Source organism: Vibrio sp. SCP2, assembly GCF_059295395.1.
The window spans coordinates 745,199-764,325 of the sequence record NZ_JCAFVV010000001.1 but is presented as its reverse complement, the minus strand read 5'-3'; the positions used below and the strand labels follow the sequence as shown (position 1 = coordinate 764,325).

At 45.7% G+C, this 19,127-nt stretch carries 14 protein-coding genes; 4 read left to right on the top strand and 10 right to left on the bottom strand.

Annotated features, from left to right (window positions below):
* Positions 1–14: 14 nt before the first annotated feature.
* The 3 genes from xdhB to AC5O63_RS03645 form a co-directional block, all read right to left on the bottom strand.
* The gene (gene xdhB, locus AC5O63_RS03655; protein ID WP_494503958.1) at positions 15–2,399 is read right to left on the bottom strand and encodes a xanthine dehydrogenase molybdopterin binding subunit; all 2,385 of its coding nucleotides are present in this window, start codon (positions 2,397–2,399) and stop codon (positions 15–17) included.
* Positions 2,392–3,837, bottom strand: a complete 1,446-nt coding sequence (gene xdhA, locus AC5O63_RS03650; protein WP_494503957.1) for a xanthine dehydrogenase small subunit — start codon at positions 3,835–3,837, stop codon at positions 2,392–2,394. The genes xdhB and xdhA overlap by 8 nt, the downstream gene beginning before the upstream one ends.
* Positions 3,838–4,278: 441 nt before the next feature.
* On the bottom strand, positions 4,279–5,010 hold the full coding sequence (locus AC5O63_RS03645) for a GntR family transcriptional regulator (RefSeq protein WP_239824011.1): 732 nt from the start codon (positions 5,008–5,010) through the stop codon (positions 4,279–4,281).
* Positions 5,011–5,576: 566 nt separating this feature from the next.
* On the opposite strand from AC5O63_RS03645, the gene AC5O63_RS03640 reads away from it, so the two are divergent.
* Both AC5O63_RS03640 and AC5O63_RS03635 read left to right on the top strand, forming a co-directional pair.
* A complete protein-coding gene (locus AC5O63_RS03640; RefSeq protein WP_494503956.1) occupies positions 5,577–7,400 on the top strand; it encodes a M4 family metallopeptidase in 1,824 nt (607 codons plus the stop codon).
* Between the two features lie 141 nt (positions 7,401–7,541).
* Positions 7,542–8,093 (top strand): P-loop NTPase family protein, encoded by a 552-nt coding sequence (locus tag AC5O63_RS03635; protein WP_494503955.1) that lies wholly within the window; start codon positions 7,542–7,544, stop codon positions 8,091–8,093.
* 4 nt (positions 8,094–8,097) lie between these two features.
* Here AC5O63_RS03635 and AC5O63_RS03630 read toward each other — a convergent pair whose 3' ends face one another.
* Both AC5O63_RS03630 and AC5O63_RS03625 read right to left on the bottom strand, forming a co-directional pair.
* Positions 8,098–9,003, bottom strand: coding sequence for a sterol desaturase family protein (locus AC5O63_RS03630; RefSeq protein WP_494503954.1), 906 nt, complete (start codon positions 9,001–9,003; stop codon positions 8,098–8,100).
* 22 nt (positions 9,004–9,025) lie between these two features.
* Positions 9,026–10,039: a DUF2804 domain-containing protein gene (locus AC5O63_RS03625; RefSeq protein ID WP_494503953.1), complete on the bottom strand. Its 1,014-nt coding sequence runs from the start codon at positions 10,037–10,039 to the stop codon at positions 9,026–9,028.
* Positions 10,040–10,210: 171 nt separating this feature from the next.
* Between AC5O63_RS03625 and AC5O63_RS03620 the strand changes: the two genes are divergently transcribed.
* Positions 10,211–11,242: an AraC family transcriptional regulator gene (locus AC5O63_RS03620; protein ID WP_494503952.1), complete on the top strand. Its 1,032-nt coding sequence runs from the start codon at positions 10,211–10,213 to the stop codon at positions 11,240–11,242.
* Positions 11,243–11,296: 54 nt separating this feature from the next.
* Here AC5O63_RS03620 and speB read toward each other — a convergent pair whose 3' ends face one another.
* Positions 11,297–12,223, bottom strand: coding sequence for an agmatinase (gene speB / locus AC5O63_RS03615; RefSeq protein WP_494503951.1), 927 nt, complete (start codon positions 12,221–12,223; stop codon positions 11,297–11,299).
* Positions 12,224–14,146 (bottom strand): arginine decarboxylase, encoded by a 1,923-nt coding sequence (gene speA, locus AC5O63_RS03610; RefSeq protein WP_494503950.1) that lies wholly within the window; start codon positions 14,144–14,146, stop codon positions 12,224–12,226. It lies immediately after the preceding gene.
* Positions 14,147–14,420: 274 nt separating this feature from the next.
* Here speA and AC5O63_RS03605 point away from each other — a divergent pair, with 274 nt between their 5' ends.
* Positions 14,421–14,942, top strand: a complete 522-nt coding sequence (locus AC5O63_RS03605; protein WP_494503949.1) for a DUF2058 domain-containing protein — start codon at positions 14,421–14,423, stop codon at positions 14,940–14,942.
* 119 nt (positions 14,943–15,061) lie between these two features.
* Here AC5O63_RS03605 and cspE read toward each other — a convergent pair whose 3' ends face one another.
* From cspE to AC5O63_RS03590, 3 genes are all read right to left on the bottom strand, one after another.
* Positions 15,062–15,274 (bottom strand): transcription antiterminator/RNA stability regulator CspE, encoded by a 213-nt coding sequence (cspE, locus tag AC5O63_RS03600; RefSeq protein WP_004744614.1) that lies wholly within the window; start codon positions 15,272–15,274, stop codon positions 15,062–15,064.
* A gap of 285 nt (positions 15,275–15,559) precedes the next feature.
* The gene (locus AC5O63_RS03595) at positions 15,560–16,027 is read right to left on the bottom strand and encodes an Sbal_3080 family lipoprotein (RefSeq protein ID WP_171320549.1); all 468 of its coding nucleotides are present in this window, start codon (positions 16,025–16,027) and stop codon (positions 15,560–15,562) included.
* Positions 16,028–16,263: 236 nt separating this feature from the next.
* Positions 16,264–18,888 (bottom strand): cellulose-binding domain-containing protein, encoded by a 2,625-nt coding sequence (locus AC5O63_RS03590; protein WP_494503948.1) that lies wholly within the window; start codon positions 18,886–18,888, stop codon positions 16,264–16,266.
* Positions 18,889–19,127 lie beyond the last annotated feature (239 nt).

Below are 19,127 nucleotides of genomic sequence, written 5' to 3'. Positions count from 1 at the left end.
TGGAATGACGTTGGTTAGGCTTTCTCTGCTTGCTCTGGTGCCGTTTGTGGCTGACTCACTTTCGCAATCGCCATCAAGACACGTTCCGGTGTTGCTGGTGTATCCAACTTAGGAATCGCTCCCTCGACGGCGACAGAAGCAATCGCATCTTTCAATGCACTCCAGACCGACATACCCAACATGAACGGCGGCTCGCCGACGGCTTTTGAATTAAATACCGTATCTTCTGGGTTCGCTCGGTTCTCCAGTAAGTGGGTATGGAACTCAATTGGCATATCTGCGATCGCTGGGATCTTGTAGCTTGCAGGACCATTGGTCATTAAGCGGCCTTGCTCATTCCAGATTAACTCTTCGGTGGTTAACCAACCGACACCTTGCAGGAAGCCACCTTCAATCTGACCGATATCAATGGCAGGGTTTAGCGAAGCACCTACATCATGCAGAATGTCTGCACGTAGGATCTTGTACTCACCTGTTAAGGTATCAACGATTACTTCCGAGCAAGAGGCACCGTAAGCAAAGTAGTAGAACGGGCGACCGCGAGCCTTTTCATGATCGTAGTAGATCTTCGGCGTACGGTAGAAGCCTGTGCTCGATAGCGATACTTGGTTGAAGTAAGCCAATTGAACAAAGGATTCGAAGGTCATGATTTCATCACGAATCATGATCATGCCATTTTTGAACACGACTTCTTCAGGCGAGACCTTAAAGTGGCTAGACGCAAAATCAATCAAGCGTTGCTTAATGGTTAGTGCGGCATTTTGCGCGGCTTTACCATTGAGGTCGGCGCCCGATGAGGCTGCTGTTGGCGATGTGTTCGGTACCTTGTCGGTATTGGTAGCGGTGATTTGGATACGTTCAACATCAACTTGGAACTCCTGTGCAACAATTTGTGCCACTTTGATATTCAAGCCTTGTCCCATCTCTGTACCACCGTGATTCAAATGAATACTGCCATCGGTGTAGATGTGAATGAGCGCGCCAGCCTGATTGAGGAAAGTCGCCGTGAATGAAATACCAAATTTCACTGGAGTGATTGCTAAGCCTTTCTTCAAGATAGGGCTTTGCTTGTTGAACTCGGCAATCGCTTTGCGGCGAGCGTGGTAGTCACTGCTTTGTTCTAGCTGCTCTGTGATCTCTGGTAAGAAGTTATCTTCAACCTTTTGGTAGTAGTGAGTGACGTCACGTCCTTCCCCACCGTAGTAGTTGGCTTTGCGTACTTCGAGCGGATCTTTGCCTAAGTAGCGGGCAATCTCATCCATGATGTGTTCAATGGTCATCATACCTTGCGGGCCGCCAAAACCACGATAGGCCGTATTTGAGGCAGTATTGGTTTTACAGCGATGACCTGTGACCGTTGCATCACCTAGGTAGTAGGCGTTGTCTGAGTGGAACATTGCGCGGTCGACAATTGAGCTTGATAGATCGGGTGAGTAGCCACAGTTACCTGCAACGATGATCTCTGACCCTTGAATGACCCCATCATCATCAAAACCAATCTTGTATTGGTTGTAGAATGGGTGACGCTTGCCCGTCATGGTCATATCTTCTGCGCGTGGTAGGCGCATCTTAGTCGGGCGCTTGGTTAGATGAGCAATCACGGCCGCCATACATGCTGGCGCTGCGGCTTGGGTTTCTTTACCACCAAAACCACCACCCATACGGCGCATATCAATCACGACTTTGTGCATAGGTACGCCAAGAACTTCAGCAACTAGCTTTTGTACTTCTGTCGGGTTTTGCGTTGAGGTGTATACGATCATACCGCCATCTTCGGTCGGCATAACGCTACTAACCTGAGTTTCAAGGTAGAAATGTTCTTGACCGCCAATTTCTAAATCACCTTCAATGATGTGTTTAGCATTGGCAAGTGCTGCTGCCGAATCGCCACGTTTTTGCTGGTGGCTTTCAGTCACAAATAGCTCTTTTTCTAATGCTTCTTTGACATCCAGAACCGGTGGTAGGGCTTCATACTCAACAATGGCGGCTTGCGCGGCTTTGCGTGCGGTTTCCATGTCGTTTGCTGCAACTGCGAGTACGGGTTGTCCATAGTATTGAACTAGCCCATCAGCAAGCAATGGGTCACCGGGTAGTATGGCGCCGATATCAAGTTGCCCAGGTACGTCTTCATGGGTAATGGCAATCGCCACGCCTTCGAATTCATAACATGGAGAAACATCAAGCTTGGTAATTTTCGCATGAGCGTGGGTACTTAAACGCGCATACACATGCAGTTGATTTGGGAATTCAAGACGGTCATCAATATAGACCGCTTCACCCGTTACCTGCTTTGGGGCGCTGTCGTGTTTTACGCTTTTACCAACGCCAGTTTTGAGATCCTGCTTTACGATGGCGACCATCTCTTCATGAGATAGGGTCTGATGGTGTGCGTTAGACATAAGACGTTACCCTCGTTTCAATCTGGTTGTTCTGATGGTTCTGCTCGATAAAGAAACGGCGCAGCATGTTCGCGGCGGTCATAGAGCGATATTCTTTGCTTGCTCGGAAATCGGACAGTGGCTCAAAGTCGCTGTTTATCTCTTTCATTGCTTTATCGATAGTCTCTTGTGTCCAGATCTGGCCAATTAAGGCAGCTTCACAGTTCGAAGCGCGCTTTGGTGTTGCTGCCATGCCGCCAAAGGCAATACGAGCGTCGACTACTTTGTTGTCTTCGATCTGGATATTGAAGGCCCCACATACAGCTGAGATATCGTCATCTAAGCGCTTAGAAAGTTTGTATGCACGGAAAGTGTCGTTGCTCTTCGGTTTAGGAATAATGACTTGTTCAATGAACTCGCTTTCTTGCTGAGCTGTCACCTTGTAGCTGATGAAGTAATCTTCAATCGGCAGGATTCTTGATTGCTTACCGCGGCGCAGTTTAACCTGAGCGTTGAGGGCGATAAGAAGTGGTGGCGCGTCTCCGATCGGTGAAGCGTTACCAATATTGCCGCCAAGCGTACCTTGGTTGCGTACTTGCAGTGAGGCGAAGCGATGTAGCAGTTCGCCGAAATCAGCGTAGTGGCTGGTCAGCAGTTGGTATGCATCGCTAATCGCCACGTTGGCACCAATGTGTAGAGCGTCTTCGCTCTCTTCGCAAACCTTCATGTCTTCAACAAGGTTGACGTTGATTAGAGTTTCGATTTCTCGGTGGAACTGGGTTACTTCTAGCGCTAAGTCGGTACCGCCGGCAACCAGTTTCGCCTTAGGATTTGCAGTGTAAATTTCTGCTAGCTCATCGACGCTACGCGGAAGGTACGCGGTTAAGTTTCCATGACTTAAGCTAGCTGGCTGTTCTTGCAAGGTTTGCAGTCTCGCGACCGTTTTCTTCTCAAGCTCAACAAACTGATCCATTAGTGGCTCGTTTGAAACCAATGACAAGGCAGCATCCACAATAGGGCGATAACCCGTACAGCGACATAGATTGCCAGCCAGTGATTCCATGACATCTTCTTTGTTCGCTGCTGGTTTGTTCTTACTTAAAGCGAACATGGACATAATAAAGCCCGGAGTACAGTAGCCACATTGAGACCCATGAAAGTCCACCATGGCTTGCTGTGTTGGGTGCAGTTTGTTTTTGTTCTGCAAGTCTTCGACGGTAATAAGCTGCTTACCATGAAGGCTAGAGACGAACGTCAAACAAGAGTTAACAGAGCGGTACTGAAGTTTTCCTTCGATGACTTCACCCAGTACAACGGTACAGGCACCACAGTCACCTGAACCACACCCTTCTTTGGTACCCGTTTTTTGTACATGTGTTCTCAGGTACTGAAGCACTGTCATGTTAGGCGACAGCTCACTTTCTTGTTTGAGTTCTTGATTGAGTAGGAAAGTAATCAAGAGACCTCCTTGTGCATTGACACTATTGTTCTGATGTTTTTTCTGACCTTGTGGTCAATAATTGGATAATTTGACCATTAGGTCAACTTTATTTTTACAAAAATGCAACACGGAAAGGCGCGTTTTAGGCGCTTATGAATAGAGGTGTTTTTGGTAAGTTAATGATTATATGGATAAAGTTATCTAATCTTTGAGTGAAAAATCTTTACGTAAAGAAAATTAATATTGTATTTTTTGTTGTGTACAATCTTGCGGGGATCGGGATGGATGTACAGTCATCCTCAAGAATGAGGGACGAGTGAGTTGAGGCTCTCTTGCAGCGAGTATTGAGGGAGAGAAATTCCCAACACCTTATTAAGTTAGCGTTGGGAATTTGGCTTTTTCTCGTAGCGCAGCGGTCTCGCATCCAAAAGCGAAGCGTTCCCGCATCGTGCTACCTTATCAACGCCCTTTAATCAAATCAGAGAACACAACGTGCAGGTCGTTAGATGCAGCGCCGCTATCTAGGTTGAGCTTGGAACGAATATGGTCGATATGCACTCGCATTAACTCGACGGCCTGCTCGGTTTTACCTGCCTCAATGGCATCAAGTAACACCGTATGTTCATCTAAAGAACAATTAGCGTGGTTGCCTGTTTCGTACTGGGCGATAAGCAGTGACGTTTGAGAAACTAAACTGCGTTGGAAGGCAAGCAGCGGAGCGTTGTTTGCTATCTCGGCTAGCTTAATATGGAACTCACCTGATAAACGTAGCCCTTTACCATAATCACCATTGTCGAAAGCTTGATTTTCTTTTTCAACCAATCGACGACACTCGTCAATCTCGGCGGGTGTTGCGTGCTCAACGGCTAACTCAGTAATTGCTAGCTCCATGACTTCACGCGCTTTAATGATCTGCTTCGCCTCTTCCTTAGTCGGCGCTGCGACCATAGCCCCGCGGTTTGGGCGAATACTGACAACTTGCTCCATAGAGAGTCTCAGCAAAGCGCGGCGAATGATGGTTCGGCTGACACTAAAGATTTCGGCTAAGGCTTCTTCATTGAGTTTCGTTGCTGGTGGAAGGCGTTGTTCCAGAATTGCATCGAAAATGTGGCAGTAAACGACATCATCTTGGGTCTGACCCGCGACCTTAGTCTTGATATTTTTTGCCACAGAATTTTTTAGATTTGCCATAGGCGGCGTTCACTCTTAAACCATTTATTTCCTTTATAAAACAATCATACTTTACTTTGTATACATGTGGCTAGAGCAGGGCTGAATTTGCGACTTTGAACGCACTGTAAATTTTTGCGAATCTTAACAAGAATTCAACATCAAAGTTGTTAGCCGATTTCTAGCTAATGCTGCGTCTGATCTAACAACTCAATTAGAGCAGAGCAAAACGACATTAGCTGCGTAAAATTACCGTCAATCACACTGTAATTTCTGCAAGCCTAAATTAAACTTTAGGCGCAAATCACGTGCTACTTGTTGATGGTTTTGTGTGGATTAATTGGCGCACATTTTTGTCATTAGCGGTAAGCCTTTGCTTTGCTTTAATTAAATATTGACCAACTTTATATTTCTCTTGTTATTGATTTATTTGCGTAAATTGTAGTGAGCGTTCGGTAAAAGCGAGTTGAGCTGTAAACTTGCTCAATTTTGGTTCTATCTTCCATGTTTAATGCGCGATTTATCGCTAAATACTTCCTATCTAGCTGTTGGGAAGAAGGAATTTCTACAAATGACAGGAAAAAATAATGAACCAACAACGTCAATTAAGCTGGATGATCACCTCGATCTTGGGCACGTCTTTGAGCTGGTCTGTGACTGCGGCAGAAATGGTGCAAGTCAGTGATGATGCATTACTCCAACAAACTCTTCAGGCTCAGTCGAACAGCGTGGCTCCAGTGGAGACAGGTTTCGTTGAAGTGAAGCGTGTCGTATTGCCAAACGGTAAAACCAAAGTCCGTTACCAACAAACACACCTAGGTCTACCTGTATTCGATACTTCGGTTGTCGCCACCGTGTCAAAAGATCAGCCTAGCCAAGTGTTTGGTACCATGGCTCAGGGAATTGGTGCCGATCTAGCAACGACAAGCCCGACGCTGGATGAAAAGCAGGCCGTCTCCGCAGCAATTGCAGCCTATCAAGGTAAGTCTGTAGCTAAACCTAACGTTGAAAATGAAAACGCTAAACTTATGGTCCGTTTAGATGAGTCACAGACGGCGCAAGTGGTATACATGGTAGATTTCTTTGTCGCAGAGGAAGAACCAGCGCGTCCGTTCTATTTCATCGATGCAATGACAGGTAAAGTACTTCAGCATTGGGATGGCTTAAACCATGCAGAAGCAACTGGTACAGGCCCAGGAGGAAACTTAAAGACCAATCGCTATGATTACGGTAAAGACTTCCCAGCGTTTGCGATCGACAAAACTGGCACCAAGTGTAAGTTAGAAAATGCTGCGGTAAAAACCATCGACTTAAATCATGGCACTTCCGGTACTCAGGCCTATACGTACGACTGTACTGATGGGACTAACTTTACCGATCACAAATACATCAATGGTGCTTATTCACCACTTAATGATGCTCATTACTTCGGTAACGTCGTGTTTGATATGTATAAAGAGTGGATGAACACCGCCCCTCTTACTTTCCAATTAACAATGCGTGTGCATTATAGCTCTAACTATGAAAACGCATTCTGGAATGGATCGTCAATGACGTTCGGTGATGGTCAAAATACCTTTTATCCGCTAGTGGACATTAACGTCAGCGCACATGAGGTGAGTCACGGATTTACAGAGCAAAACTCAGGGCTCGTCTACCAAAACATGTCTGGCGGTATTAACGAGGCATTCTCTGATATTGCAGGTGAGGCTGCGGAGTACTACATGCGTGGAAATGTAGACTGGATTGTGGGTGCAGATATCTTTAAATCAGAGGGTGGCCTACGCTACTTTGATCAGCCTTCAAAAGATGGTCGTTCAATTGATCATGCATCTCAATACTATGATGGTTTAAATGTTCACTACTCCAGTGGTGTTTTCAACCGCGCGTTCTATTTGTTGTCGAATAAGACTGGATGGAATGTCCGTAAGGGGTTCGAAGTCTTTACCGTGGCTAACCAACTTTACTGGACAGCAAACAGTACTTTTGACCAAGGTGCGTGTGGTGTAGCGAAAGCTGCCTCAGATATGGGATACAGCGTCGATGATGTTAAAGCGGCATTTACCACTGTTGGTGTTGATGCGAGCTGTGGCGCAACGCCTCCTGGCGGCAACGTTCTCGAGAAAGGTAAGCCTCTCACTAACCTTAGTGGCAGCCGCTCTGCTCAAGACTTTTACACCTTTACCGTAGATTCAGCATCAAATGTGGTTGTGTCTATTTCTGGAGGTTCAGGTGATGCTGATTTGTACGTAAAAGCAGGCAGCAAACCAACGACGAGTAGCTATGATTGTCGTCCATACCGAAACGGCAATAGCGAACAATGTAGTGTATCAGCACAGAAAGGTGTGACTTATCATGTGATGCTGCGCGGTTATACAAACTACTCTGGCGTGACTCTAAGACTCGATTAAGCTTACGATCTTAGACATATGACTTAGGGCATCTTCGGATGCCCTTTTTAGTCTGGTGCTATTTACAACATTTCCCTTGATTGAATGTGCAACTTGTGGTCTACTCTCGCCCCTTTTTTGACTAGCATACAAGGAGTTACAATGCATAAGGTGAATGTTGTAGGGACAAGTGGAAGTGGAAAATCGACCTTTAGTGCTCAGCTAGCAAGTGCTCTTGATTGCAAGCATATCGAGATGGATCGCTTGTTTTGGAAGCCTGATTGGCAGGAGTCACCAGACCTAGAGTTTTTTGCCAAGATCCGTAATGCATTGCAAGGCTCCAGTTGGGTGCTCGATGGCAACTACAACCGTACACGGAAAGTGAAATGGGAGAACGTCGATACCGTTATTTGGGTAGATTACTCTCTCCCACGCACCTTGTATCAGGCGGTAAGCCGAGCGATACAGCGATGTATTACAGGCAAAGAGCTTTGGCCGGGAACAGGCAATCGCGAAACTTTTGCCAAGTCTTTCTTTAGCCGTGACTCAATAATTCTCTGGACTGTGAAAACCTATCACAAGAATCAGCAGCGTTATCTAGCGGATATGAATCACCCAGATTATCAGCATATTCGGTTTGTTCGCTTGCGTAGCCCTAAGCAAGCACAGCAGTTACTTGAAGGCTTGCGCAAAGAACACAGTGTCGACCGTTAGTCTGTTACTGATTGGCTTCTTCTACAGGCTGTTTTGTATCCTTTGTTTCAGTAGCCACGGGTTTATCACTGGGAGGTGCAAGCAAGATCCTCAGCCTCTGTCTTAGTGACATATGCTTGCTCTGCACATCATGGAACATATCTCGCCATTCGGAGAAGGTGACCGTCAGCGGATTATAGCTGTCGATAGGCTTGGTGATCCCATAGCGGACGGTTTCCACTTCAGGTTCAAACGTACCGAACAGTTTGTCCCATATGATCAAGACACCCGCGTAGTTCTTATCTATGTATTGTGGATTGCGTCCATGATGGACTCGATGATGCGATGGCGTGTTAAAAATGAGCTCGAACTTACCCAGTGAGCGAATCCACTGAGTGTGGACGAAAAACTGCAAGCCTAAGTTGAGCAGCACAGCAAAAATGACCCATTTAGGTTCAAAACCTATGATGACCAAGGGAACCCAAAATAGCCACATTCCGGCTACCGGGTACATCAAGCTTTGACGAAATGCGGTGCTAAAATTCATTCTTTCCGAACTATGATGCGCGACATGGGCAGCCCACATCCAGCGTATCCTATGGCTCGCACGGTGAAACCAGTAGTAGCAGAAATCCTGCAAAATAAGTAAAACAACGAAAGAGGTCGCGTTCATTTCAATGTCGAGCAATTTCCAACCAAACAGCCAAAAATAGAGTTTTACGATGACGAGGCCTGTCAGCAGATCCGCTAATTGATGCATGCCTGCTAACGAAAAATTGCACAGTACCTCTGGCAGTTTATAGGCGGAGTTCTCTGGTAGCTTTCCTCGTTTCTGACCGATGAAATACTCTGCGGCCATCAAGCCTATAAACAGTGGAGCGAGCAACATCAGCAGCCACTCTGGGTGATCAATAATCGTTTGAAATTCCATTTCTGCTCTCCGTTAAACAGGATTACCACTTGGCAAAGTGATCTTCAGTGAGCCCAAGAACACTTTTTAGCTGATGCTTTTGTCCATCGTTATCGACAACAAAGCCATCAAAGAGACCGATGAACTGGCGAAAGTTACTTTTAAGTAGCAGTAAGTTGAGCTTTTCACTGCGTTTATTGAGTGGTTTAAACCTAAGAGATACTTGTCCATCGTCGGAATATATATGCCAACCTTGCTCAACATGGTCGCGATCAAACGTAAAATGGACTGGATTGAGCAAGTGTCGTTGGCCATTGACCCAAAGTGCATTCTCGCAGCTGCCGGTTTCATTAACCCCTGCGGCTAGGTTCAACCCAAGCAAGGTGTTTTCATCACGGGTATTGATGCTCGCCCAGCGCCAACTCGTTTCACGGCGCATATACCCGGCTGAGAAGTCATAACTGGCGAGTGCATTGTTTAGATCTACGCTATTGCCAGCGATTTCTAGCTTGCCAGTTACCGTAAGGGCGTTGTGCTTTTGAGTGTAAGTCCATCCGGAATAAGCTGTGGGCGTACATACGGAAAGCGGCAAACTATTGGCTGGAGCATGTAAGATAATATCGAGCTTCAGATTGTTGCTCATCGCTTTAGCACGCCACTGGCCTTTGGCTATTTCAAACTGCAGTTTTGTTCCCGCGAACTGTGTCATACCAGAGTAGGGCGACTCGGTCATTTGTTTATCAAACGACAGTGGTCTTAACCAGCTTTGTTCGCTTAGCGAGTCGCTTTCGGTATCGTAGATATAGCAAAACGATGAACCAAGGTAGCGTATATCTGCGATGGCGAATCCTATGATGTATCTTGCCGTTTTTAGACTGACAAACTGAAACTGCTTGTAGTGGAAATGCTTGGCAAGCTTGCTTGCAGGTTTGTCCATACTATTTCGATAGTCAAAACATGTCGCATTGAGCTGCTTAGGCGTACCATCAAAATGACCATAGGTGGGTTTGCCTGCTGACGACACAAGATTCTCAGGAGCAGATTGAGTAGAGATCATAGCTTTGATTTACAAATGATTAACACTTGACTTAGCTTGAGCCATTTTGAAGCGATTAATCAGGTCACTTTCGGACATAAAGTCATCTATGATCACGAAAGTAAACTCATAATGTCAGTATGCTAGAAACACCAATTAGCCAACCTACCCCAAACAACCAACAAACGAGTTATGGAAATTGTCGCTGAGTATCTACCTATAGACCACCGTCACCAGTTAGGCGTTATGGACATCGCCTTGCTGCTAAAAGCGGTGGAGAGCTTTGGAGTCAATACTACTCCCATATTAGAGGAGCTCAGCTTGGTTCATTTAGATTGGCAAAGCGAGAAGACGCAGTTGACCTATGCGGACAAGTTGCTGCTGTTTCGCTATGTGTCTCAGCAGTTTCACGACGTAGGGCTGGGCTTGTTGATTGGAGAAAGAGCTAAGCTGAGCCATTTTGGTCTTTTAGGTTATGCCATCTTAAGCAGTCGTACTTTAGAAGAAGCGATCAAAACGGGGTTTAAATATCTCAACCTAAATGGTCCGGTATTTTCTGTAAAAGTGACAATAGATGACGGTATCGCTTCTATCGTATTGGAAAATACGCTCGAAATTGGCGAGCTTTTGCCTTTCTGTAGCGAGTACTTTTTTAGTGCGCTAGTGGCTATGTTCGAAGAGCTCACCGGGGAGAGGCTCGAGATTACTCGCCTCTGTTTTCCTTATCGAGCACCTGCTTATGGTTCGAAGTATAGCGAGCGATTTAGCTGTGCAGTCGAGTTTGAAGCGCCTAGTCTAAGATTGAGCTTTTGTTCCTCGCTATTGTCTCTGCCGCTTAAAACACATAACGCGGATATGTTGAGCAATTGTCTTCAATCCTGTGATTCAGTCATTGCAGCACTACAATCGCCATATCTACTGACCAACCAGATCAAAACAATTCTGTATCAGAGTGCGGGTGTATTCCCATCGATTGAAGCAGTTGCACTGCAGTTTGGCTGCTCTTCACGTACGTTAAGAAGAAAGCTTGAACTGGATGGGACGAGTTATCAGAAATTGCTCGGCGAGGTACGTAGCGACATTGCCAAAGAGTTTCTGCTTCGTACCGAATTGACCATTGAAGAGATTGCTTTTCGTTTGGGGTACAGTGATACCGCCAATTTCAGAAGGGGGTTCAAACGCTGGACAGGAATAACGCCTCAACGATTTCGTGGGGCGCGGTGAAAGCCTGCCAGTTTTGAGTTGGCAGGCTCTATTTATACCGATTGATATTAGAGGCTATTCGCTAACGCGGCTTGACACCCAAGCGTACATCAGTTCAAGTGCGACGGTTGCGCCCGCTAAGGCAGTCAGATCGCTATGATCGTAAGGAGGAGATACTTCCACCACATCCATCCCGACAATGTTAACACCAGCTAAACCACGCAAGATCTTAAGTACTTTGTCAGAGTTCAAGCCACCACAAACTGGAGTGCCTGTACCCGGTGCAAAAGCAGGATCTAAGCAGTCGATGTCAAAGGTCACATAGACTGGCTTATCGCCAATGATGTCACGAATACGCGCTACAATCGCTTCTGCACTCAAGTCATTCGCTTCCATGGCATTAATGACATTAAATCCATGATCATTTTGGTCATACTCAGTACGAATGCCAATCTGAACAGAGTGCTTTGCTGAAATTAGACCTTCATTTGGCGCATGGTAGAACATGGTGCCGTGATCGTAAGCACTGCCGTTGTCATAAGTGTCTGTGTGCGCGTCAAAATGAATCAGTGCCATTTCTCCGTGATGTTTAGCATAAGCACGCAGAATCGGCAAAGTGATGAAATGGTCACCACCTAGCGCTAACATCGTTTTACCGCTTTTAAGGATCTCACTGGTCGCAGCTTCTAGGCGGTAAGTGAAATCTTCCGCGTCGCCACAGTCGAACACCAAGTCACCTGCATCAATGACTTTAGCGCGGTCAAAGACATTGAAATCCCAAGGGAACTTGTTTCCTTCCCACGCAAGATTTACTGATGCACGACGAATCGCATCTGGCCCCATTCGAGCGCCTGGTCTGCCTGATGTTGCCATATCTAAGGGTACGCCAAGTACGACGAGATCGGCATCTGCAGAGACAGGATTGCGCAGGTAAGGTCTGCGCATAAAGCTCATTGAGTTCGAGTAAAGCGAATAATCAGTTTTTGTAAACAAATCATTCATTTAGAAATCCTCTAAATAGGTGTAGCCTGTTAAGCCACCTTCTAATTCTTCTAAGACGGTTTGCTGCTCGTTCACATTGACACGCTCAGCAACTAACTCACGGTAGTTTTGACGAATCTTATCTACATCAATGTGTACATAGCGCATCATATCTTCGACGCTATCACCTTCATCAATGCGCTCTATAATTGCCTCACCGCTTTCATCAACGGTCACCACTGCACTGTGGGTGTCGCCAAACAGATTGTGCATGTCGCCCAAAATCTCTTGGTATGCACCGACAAGGAAGAAGCCCATCAGGTATGGCTTATCCTTATCCCAAGCTGGAACAGGCAGCGTGGTTTCAATACCTTGACCTTCAACGTATTGCTCTATAGCACCGTCAGAATCACAAGTGATATCGAGCATGACTGCACGGCGATCTTCAACGTTTTCCAATCCTGATAGTGGCAGGACAGGGAACACCTGATCAATCCCCCAAGCATCTGGTAGAGATTGAAATAGCGAGAAGTTAACGAAGAACTTATCTGCTAGTCGATCATTCAACTCATCCAAGATTGGACGGTGGAAACGGTTTTTATTGCTCATCTGGCGGCTCAGCTCGAAGTAAATTCGTAGCGAAAGCTGCTCTGCCCAAGCGCGTTGCTGTAGGTTAAGTACTCCAGTTGCAAACTGTGAGTGTACTTCGGCTAAGTCACTTTGGGTGTCGTTATAAATCTCGATTAAGGCACGCGCATCGCTACCATCTTGCAGGTTTTCCCAATTACGCCACATATTCTGTAGCAGAGTTGGATCTTCAGCACTTGGCTGTCCCACGCTCTCTGGATGATACGCCTCTGTTCCAATTACGTTTGTGATCAATACTGCGTGATGGGCAGTGAGTGAGCGGCCAGACTCAGAGATGATGACTGGTACTGGCTGCTCATACTGTTGGCATACATCGCCCACTGTGCTTACGATGTTACGTGCATACTCAATCAGCCCGTAGTTCATCGAGTTAGACGACTGACTACGTGTGCCGTCATAATCTACTGCTAAGCCACCACCGATATCGAAGTATTTGATATCTGCTCCCATGTCACGTAATTCGCAGTAGAAGCGAGCTGACTCATTAACCCCATTGCGGATATCACGAATGTTGGCCATTTGCGAACCTAGGTGGAAGTGCACCAGTTGCATCGCATCCAGTTGGTCTCCTTGTTTTAGACGCTCAATGACGGTTAACACTTGAGACGCGGCTAGGCCGAATTTAGACTTTTCGCCGCCACTCGATTGCCATTTACCTGCCCCTTGAGATGCCAAACGAATACGGATGCCTAAGCGAGGTTTCACTCCAAGACTTTTTGCTTCTTTTAGAACCAGATCAAGCTCAGATAATTTCTCTAATACGATGAAGACTTTATGACCTAGCTTCTCACCAATTAGTGCTAAGCGGACGTATTCACGATCTTTGTAGCCGTTGCAGACAATCACAGAGCTCGCTTTCTGAGCTAATGCCAGTACTGCGAGTAGCTCAGGTTTACTGCCTGCTTCAAGGCCAAGCTGCTTCGTTTCTAGCTGAGCTTGGCTTTCAAGAATCTCGTCAACGACCTCTTTCTGTTGGTTTACTTTGATCGGGTACACCAGCAGGTAGTTGTTGTCGTATTGGTATTCTTCAATCGCTTGGTTGAACGCTTGGCAAATGCCGTGCACGCGTTGGTGCAGGATCTGCGGGAAGCGAACCAATACCGGCAAATTCAGTTGTTTCTGTTCTAGCTTAGAGACGATATTGCTTAATGGCACCTGATGGGCATTATCACTGCGAGGTGATACATACACTTCACCTTGGTTATCGATACCGTAGAAGCCTTGGCTCCAGTAATGAACATTGTAATCAGCACGAACACGATCAAGTTTGGAATTGTTTTCCACTTCAAATCTCACAAAGATAGGGAGAGAAATACATGACCCAGTGGACCTGAGTCATACCTGACACGGGTCTGAATTTGGCTCTCTAAGCTTCCGCGTCGAGCGCATTAACGGATAAAAAGGCAGCAGAGTCTAACAAAATTGATTTGTCGTCACGACAAGGTTTTTGTTGCTTTGTTTGGGATGATTTTCTATGCAGTATCGCTGACAACTTTATCTTGTTTGGAGCCTTTATTTGCTTGGTTTGAACCGTTAAAATGAGAGCAAATTGATTACCTTTGGAACTACGATGGCAAAACTGACACTTCAAGAGCAAATGCTGAAAGCGGGCTTGGTAAACGAGAAAAAATTAAAGAAAGCCAAAAAGGGCTCGAAGAAATCTCGCGTGCAAGCACGTGAAGTCAAAGCAGCAGTGGAAGAGAACAAGCGTCAACAGCAAGAGCGCGATAAAGCACTGAGTGAAGAGCAGAAAGAGCAACGTTTATCCAAAGAGATTAAAGCGCAAATCAAGCAACTGATTGAGATGAACACCATCGATCAGAAAGATGGCGAAATCAAATACAACTTTACTGATGGCACACTGGTTAAAGCTATCTATGTTGAACAGTTGATTCGTGACCAATTAGCAAAAGGCATTCTATCTATTGCCCGTGCTGATGAGACTTACGTGGTGATTCCAAGTAGCGTAGCGAAGAAAATTGCAATGCGTGACGAGAGCGTCATCATCGAACAAAATGCACCAGCGGAAGATATCCCTGCTGAAGATGATCCATACGCAGATTTCGTCGTGCCAGATGATTTAATGTGGTAATCGCTGTTAAAGAAAGCTCTACTTCGGTAGAGCTTTTTCGTTCTTATAGGCAATAAAAAACCAGCCACTTGGGCTGGTTTTTCGAATCTTAGATAATTGACGCTTAGGTCAATCTAAAATTAAGCTGGTACTACGTTAGCAGCTTGTGGGCCTTTTTGACCTTGTTCAACTTCAAAAGAAACCTGTTGGCCTTCTTTTAGAGTTTTGAAACCTTCAGAAGCGATAGCACGGAAGTGAACGAATACGTCAGCACCGCCGTTTTCTGGAGTGATGAAACCGAAGCCTTTCTCTTCGTTAAACCATTTTACGATACCAGTAGTTTTGTTAGACATGATGTCTTCCTTATATAAGTTAAGTTAATCTTCTATATGCACTGAAAATTTGAACTATTTAATGTAACGATGAAGCTAAGGGAAACACTAAGGATAACAACGGTAACGCGTTTTACTAAGAATTTACTTTCGACTTGCAGTTTCACTAATAACTCTGAATTGCAGAGCACGTAGATAGTACCTGAACTTAGCGCATTGTAAAGGTTTATTGTGAAGGTTGAGTAGGTTTCGAAGAGATTCGTTTAAAATATTTAGAAAAGCCCTCAAGAAGAGGGCTCTATATTGTTAAATTTCACCATTACCAGCTTTACGAGTTGCTTCTTTTGCAGAGGTGATTTTGAAAAGAACGTCCATCATAGCTTTAATGCGCTCTTCATCACTTCCATATTTGTCAAAAGTCAGCTGATTTGGTGCTTTGAATGTCACGTAGCCAACGCGTTGCCCTTCCTGGTATGCAGTGATACGAGCATCTGCGATAAAGGTTTTAAAGTCCCAGCTCCAGCGAGATACATAGTCGAGAGTGAGTTCATCTTCCTTAGGGGTTGTGCCATCTACGACAACTTTACATGTGTAGCCATTGATATCGCACCAATTTAGCATTGAAGCCAGAAAAATATCTCGTGTCGCATCATCTTCGACAATGGTGAGTTGCTTTGATTGGTTTGTCTCTTCAAGGGGCTTACCGTCAAATTTAGGTGAGCTACACCCAGCCATTACAAGTACAGCTGCAACGCAAAGTAGGCGTTTAAACATCATTATTCCTTAGTTTTTATGATCTAATTATTGATAACCTGACAAGCAACCCTGTCGCCTGTGGGAGAGTAAGATTATCATACTTTTCATAGGTATAATTTATAGTTTGTGAGCTATGTATTAGTGCAGGAGCGTGCATTATACGTGGTCATCTTTGTTCTCGCTGTTTGTCTTTTAAAAAATAAAAAAGGCTCCTGAACATCAGGAGCCTTGGTTATAGCTAATGTTTTACTTCATTACTGAGGGTTTAGACCCAGAGTTTGTAACACAAGTTTGAAGTTGTCTTGACGCTCTTTAACTGCGTGAACTTCACCACTCACTGGACAATGACTATCAGGACAGCCACGGTTTACAATGCCTGAAACTGCGTCAATAAACTCAGTGCCTTGTAGGCCACCGTCAACGTATCTCTTCAGCTCAGTATGGTAGTTCCAGCTTGCGTATGGACCACCTTCATCGTTGTAAGCCTGTACGGAGGTTACCCAGTAGAATAGACCTGCAATCCATTTGATCTCTCTGTTCTCTTCTGAGCTACAGATTAAGCCAGGGTTAGAACAGAAGTCGAGATCGGCATAGAGTGGGTTTGCAGGCGGTGCTTGAACAACAACACCATTCACTGTGGTTCCAATTGTATCTGGGTCAACGTGAGAACGACCCATGAAGTGGTTTAGCGTACCGAAGTTTTGGCGACCTGTGGTTTGAATAACACCACGGCCCCACCAACCACAGCCTTCGACAGTGCCGTTAGTGTCGCTACCATCCCAGATGAACTTACCTGCTTTTTGGCCTTCGTAAACTTTACACTCACCACGTTCCCAAACCTGCTTGGAGCTATCTACGCTGGTTGGAACTTCCATACAGTGACCGTCGTTTGTCCAGCGGCCAACATTGCCGTTTACGAGTAAACCTTTCTCTGCAAGAACAGAGTCTGGTGCTGCGAAGACTGGCGCTGGCGCACCGTACCATTTCGCATTAGTTAGTGCGGTGACTTCCATCTTCGGATCGCGTGGACACGAGTAAGGGTGGTCGATGCCGGTAACTGGGTCTTTACCGTAATCGGCGTATTTCTGACCTAGCTGACCACAACTTGCTGTCATTGGGTAGTTAACCGGAGCGCCGTATCTTACTTCGGACCAGTTGTTTTCATCACAAGCGTTGTAGCGAATGGTTTCCTGCATACTTTGCGCTAAGAATGCAGCAATGGCGACTTTTGCGTAAACTGAGTTCGTCGCATCGTTAGCATTGTCATCCAATAGCCAGAAGGTGTTACCAGCGACACCGACATTGTGCATCGAGTTAAGACCGGCTAAGAAGTCATTCCATTTGTATACCGTAGATGGTGCCCATTGTGCTTGAGCCACTTCATAGAGGAAGGCTTGGTTGTTCATTGCATTTTCAGCACTTGCCAATTCAGCATTCAATGAGGTGATTCGAGTTAGTGGTCCATTCTTCACGCTTTCGCCAACGTAATACAAAGGTACGGTCGCAGTCTGGTAACGAGCGATCTTAGTATTTAGGTCAGCACTGTCTGTATCAAATAAAATCGCAAAAATGTTGCTGTGTGCAGCTTTGCGAATATGGCGGTCACCAGAGTTATTGCCTAAGAAGTAGGTGGAAGCCTGCGTGGTTGGAATCGAAGAGAGTAGCGCTGGTGTTTTGATATGGTCAGACACTTGTTTAACGTATTCTAACGCATAGTGCCATTGCTCATCGGTAAGAGCGGCAGTCGTTGCTGATTTAGTAAAGGCAACAAAGTCGGCTTTGTTGAGTGAGTCTGCTTTATAAAGCTCGAAACTTGCCAACAGATCTGAAGACGCGCCAGAAGCGGCGTTCCATACAGCTCGTTTACCTGAATGAGTGTTGTAAGCAAAATCACCAATGCTCAATGTCCAACCGAATGTCGCCTGTGGTGCCAGCGCTGAAATGACAAGGTTATGAGCTAGCGCCCAACCTTTAACATCATCCGTAAGCGTATTGATCGCGTTAACGTCAATTTGGCTATGAGTACCAGTGGCGTCTACTGCTGCGGTTAGTGCTTGTTTGACCGCGACAGTACCAAGGGCTGCACCTTTATCGGCTGTTGCAGCATCCAATACGTCACTGTTGAGGATTATTGATGTTGAGCCCGCAAGATCTGCTGCTTGAATCAAGGCCACGAAGGCGTCAGTCAGTTTGGTCAGATTGGCAAGGTCTTGGCTATTAATCGCATTGATAGTCAAAGTGGATGGAGAATCAAGACTTGCAGGACTTGCGACCACAAAGTTACTTGGCCAACCGCTAACTTCAAGCCTTACTGGATCCAATGGGTTTGGCAATTTAAGAGCAGTAGTGCCACCTGAAGAGTTATTGTCACAATCTAGGTGATGTCCCCAACTGCTGTCACTACCAGGAATGGAAGATGTCCACCAGTTTGCTTTGTAGGCAACATTGTCATTAACCATGATGTCGCCACCAGTGGCATGATCGCCTTGCGTCCAATTTGGGTACACGTTGAATTCAGCACAGACTCCAGTACCAGGCGTTGGATCGGGTGTTGGGTCTGGCGTTGGATCAGGTGTAGGATCTGGGGTCGGATCGGGAGTAGGGTCAGGTGTTGGATCCGGTGTCGGGTCTGGATCAGGCGTTGGATCAGGAGTGGTGCCGCTGACCAACTTCCATGGAGAGTCCCATTCATTGGCGTAGTTATCAGTAGGGCTTTGTCCTGCATTCACCCACCATTTTGCTTCATAGGTATTGCCACCAACGGTTACTTGGCTGCCGCCAGAGTAGGTTTTCGTTGCATCGTAAGGTTCTGCAGCATAGAGGCTACCACTTAAAACAATACACGCTAACGAAGCCGCTAACTTGCTCATTCTAAACATAATTAATCCTTTCCACTCGTTATCTTATTATTTCTGTTTCACGTTTTAACGCTTATAAATTGCGCATGATTAGATAAATAATTACCTAAAAATAAGTTAGCAAGTCTAGAAAAGGATATGTGGAATATTGGCTATATTCGGTGCGTTATGCGGCTGAAATCACGAGGTAATGAGTGAATTTTTGCATGTTACTTAATTGTTAAAAATAACTTGTGAGCTTGCTTCAGATTTGGATTTAA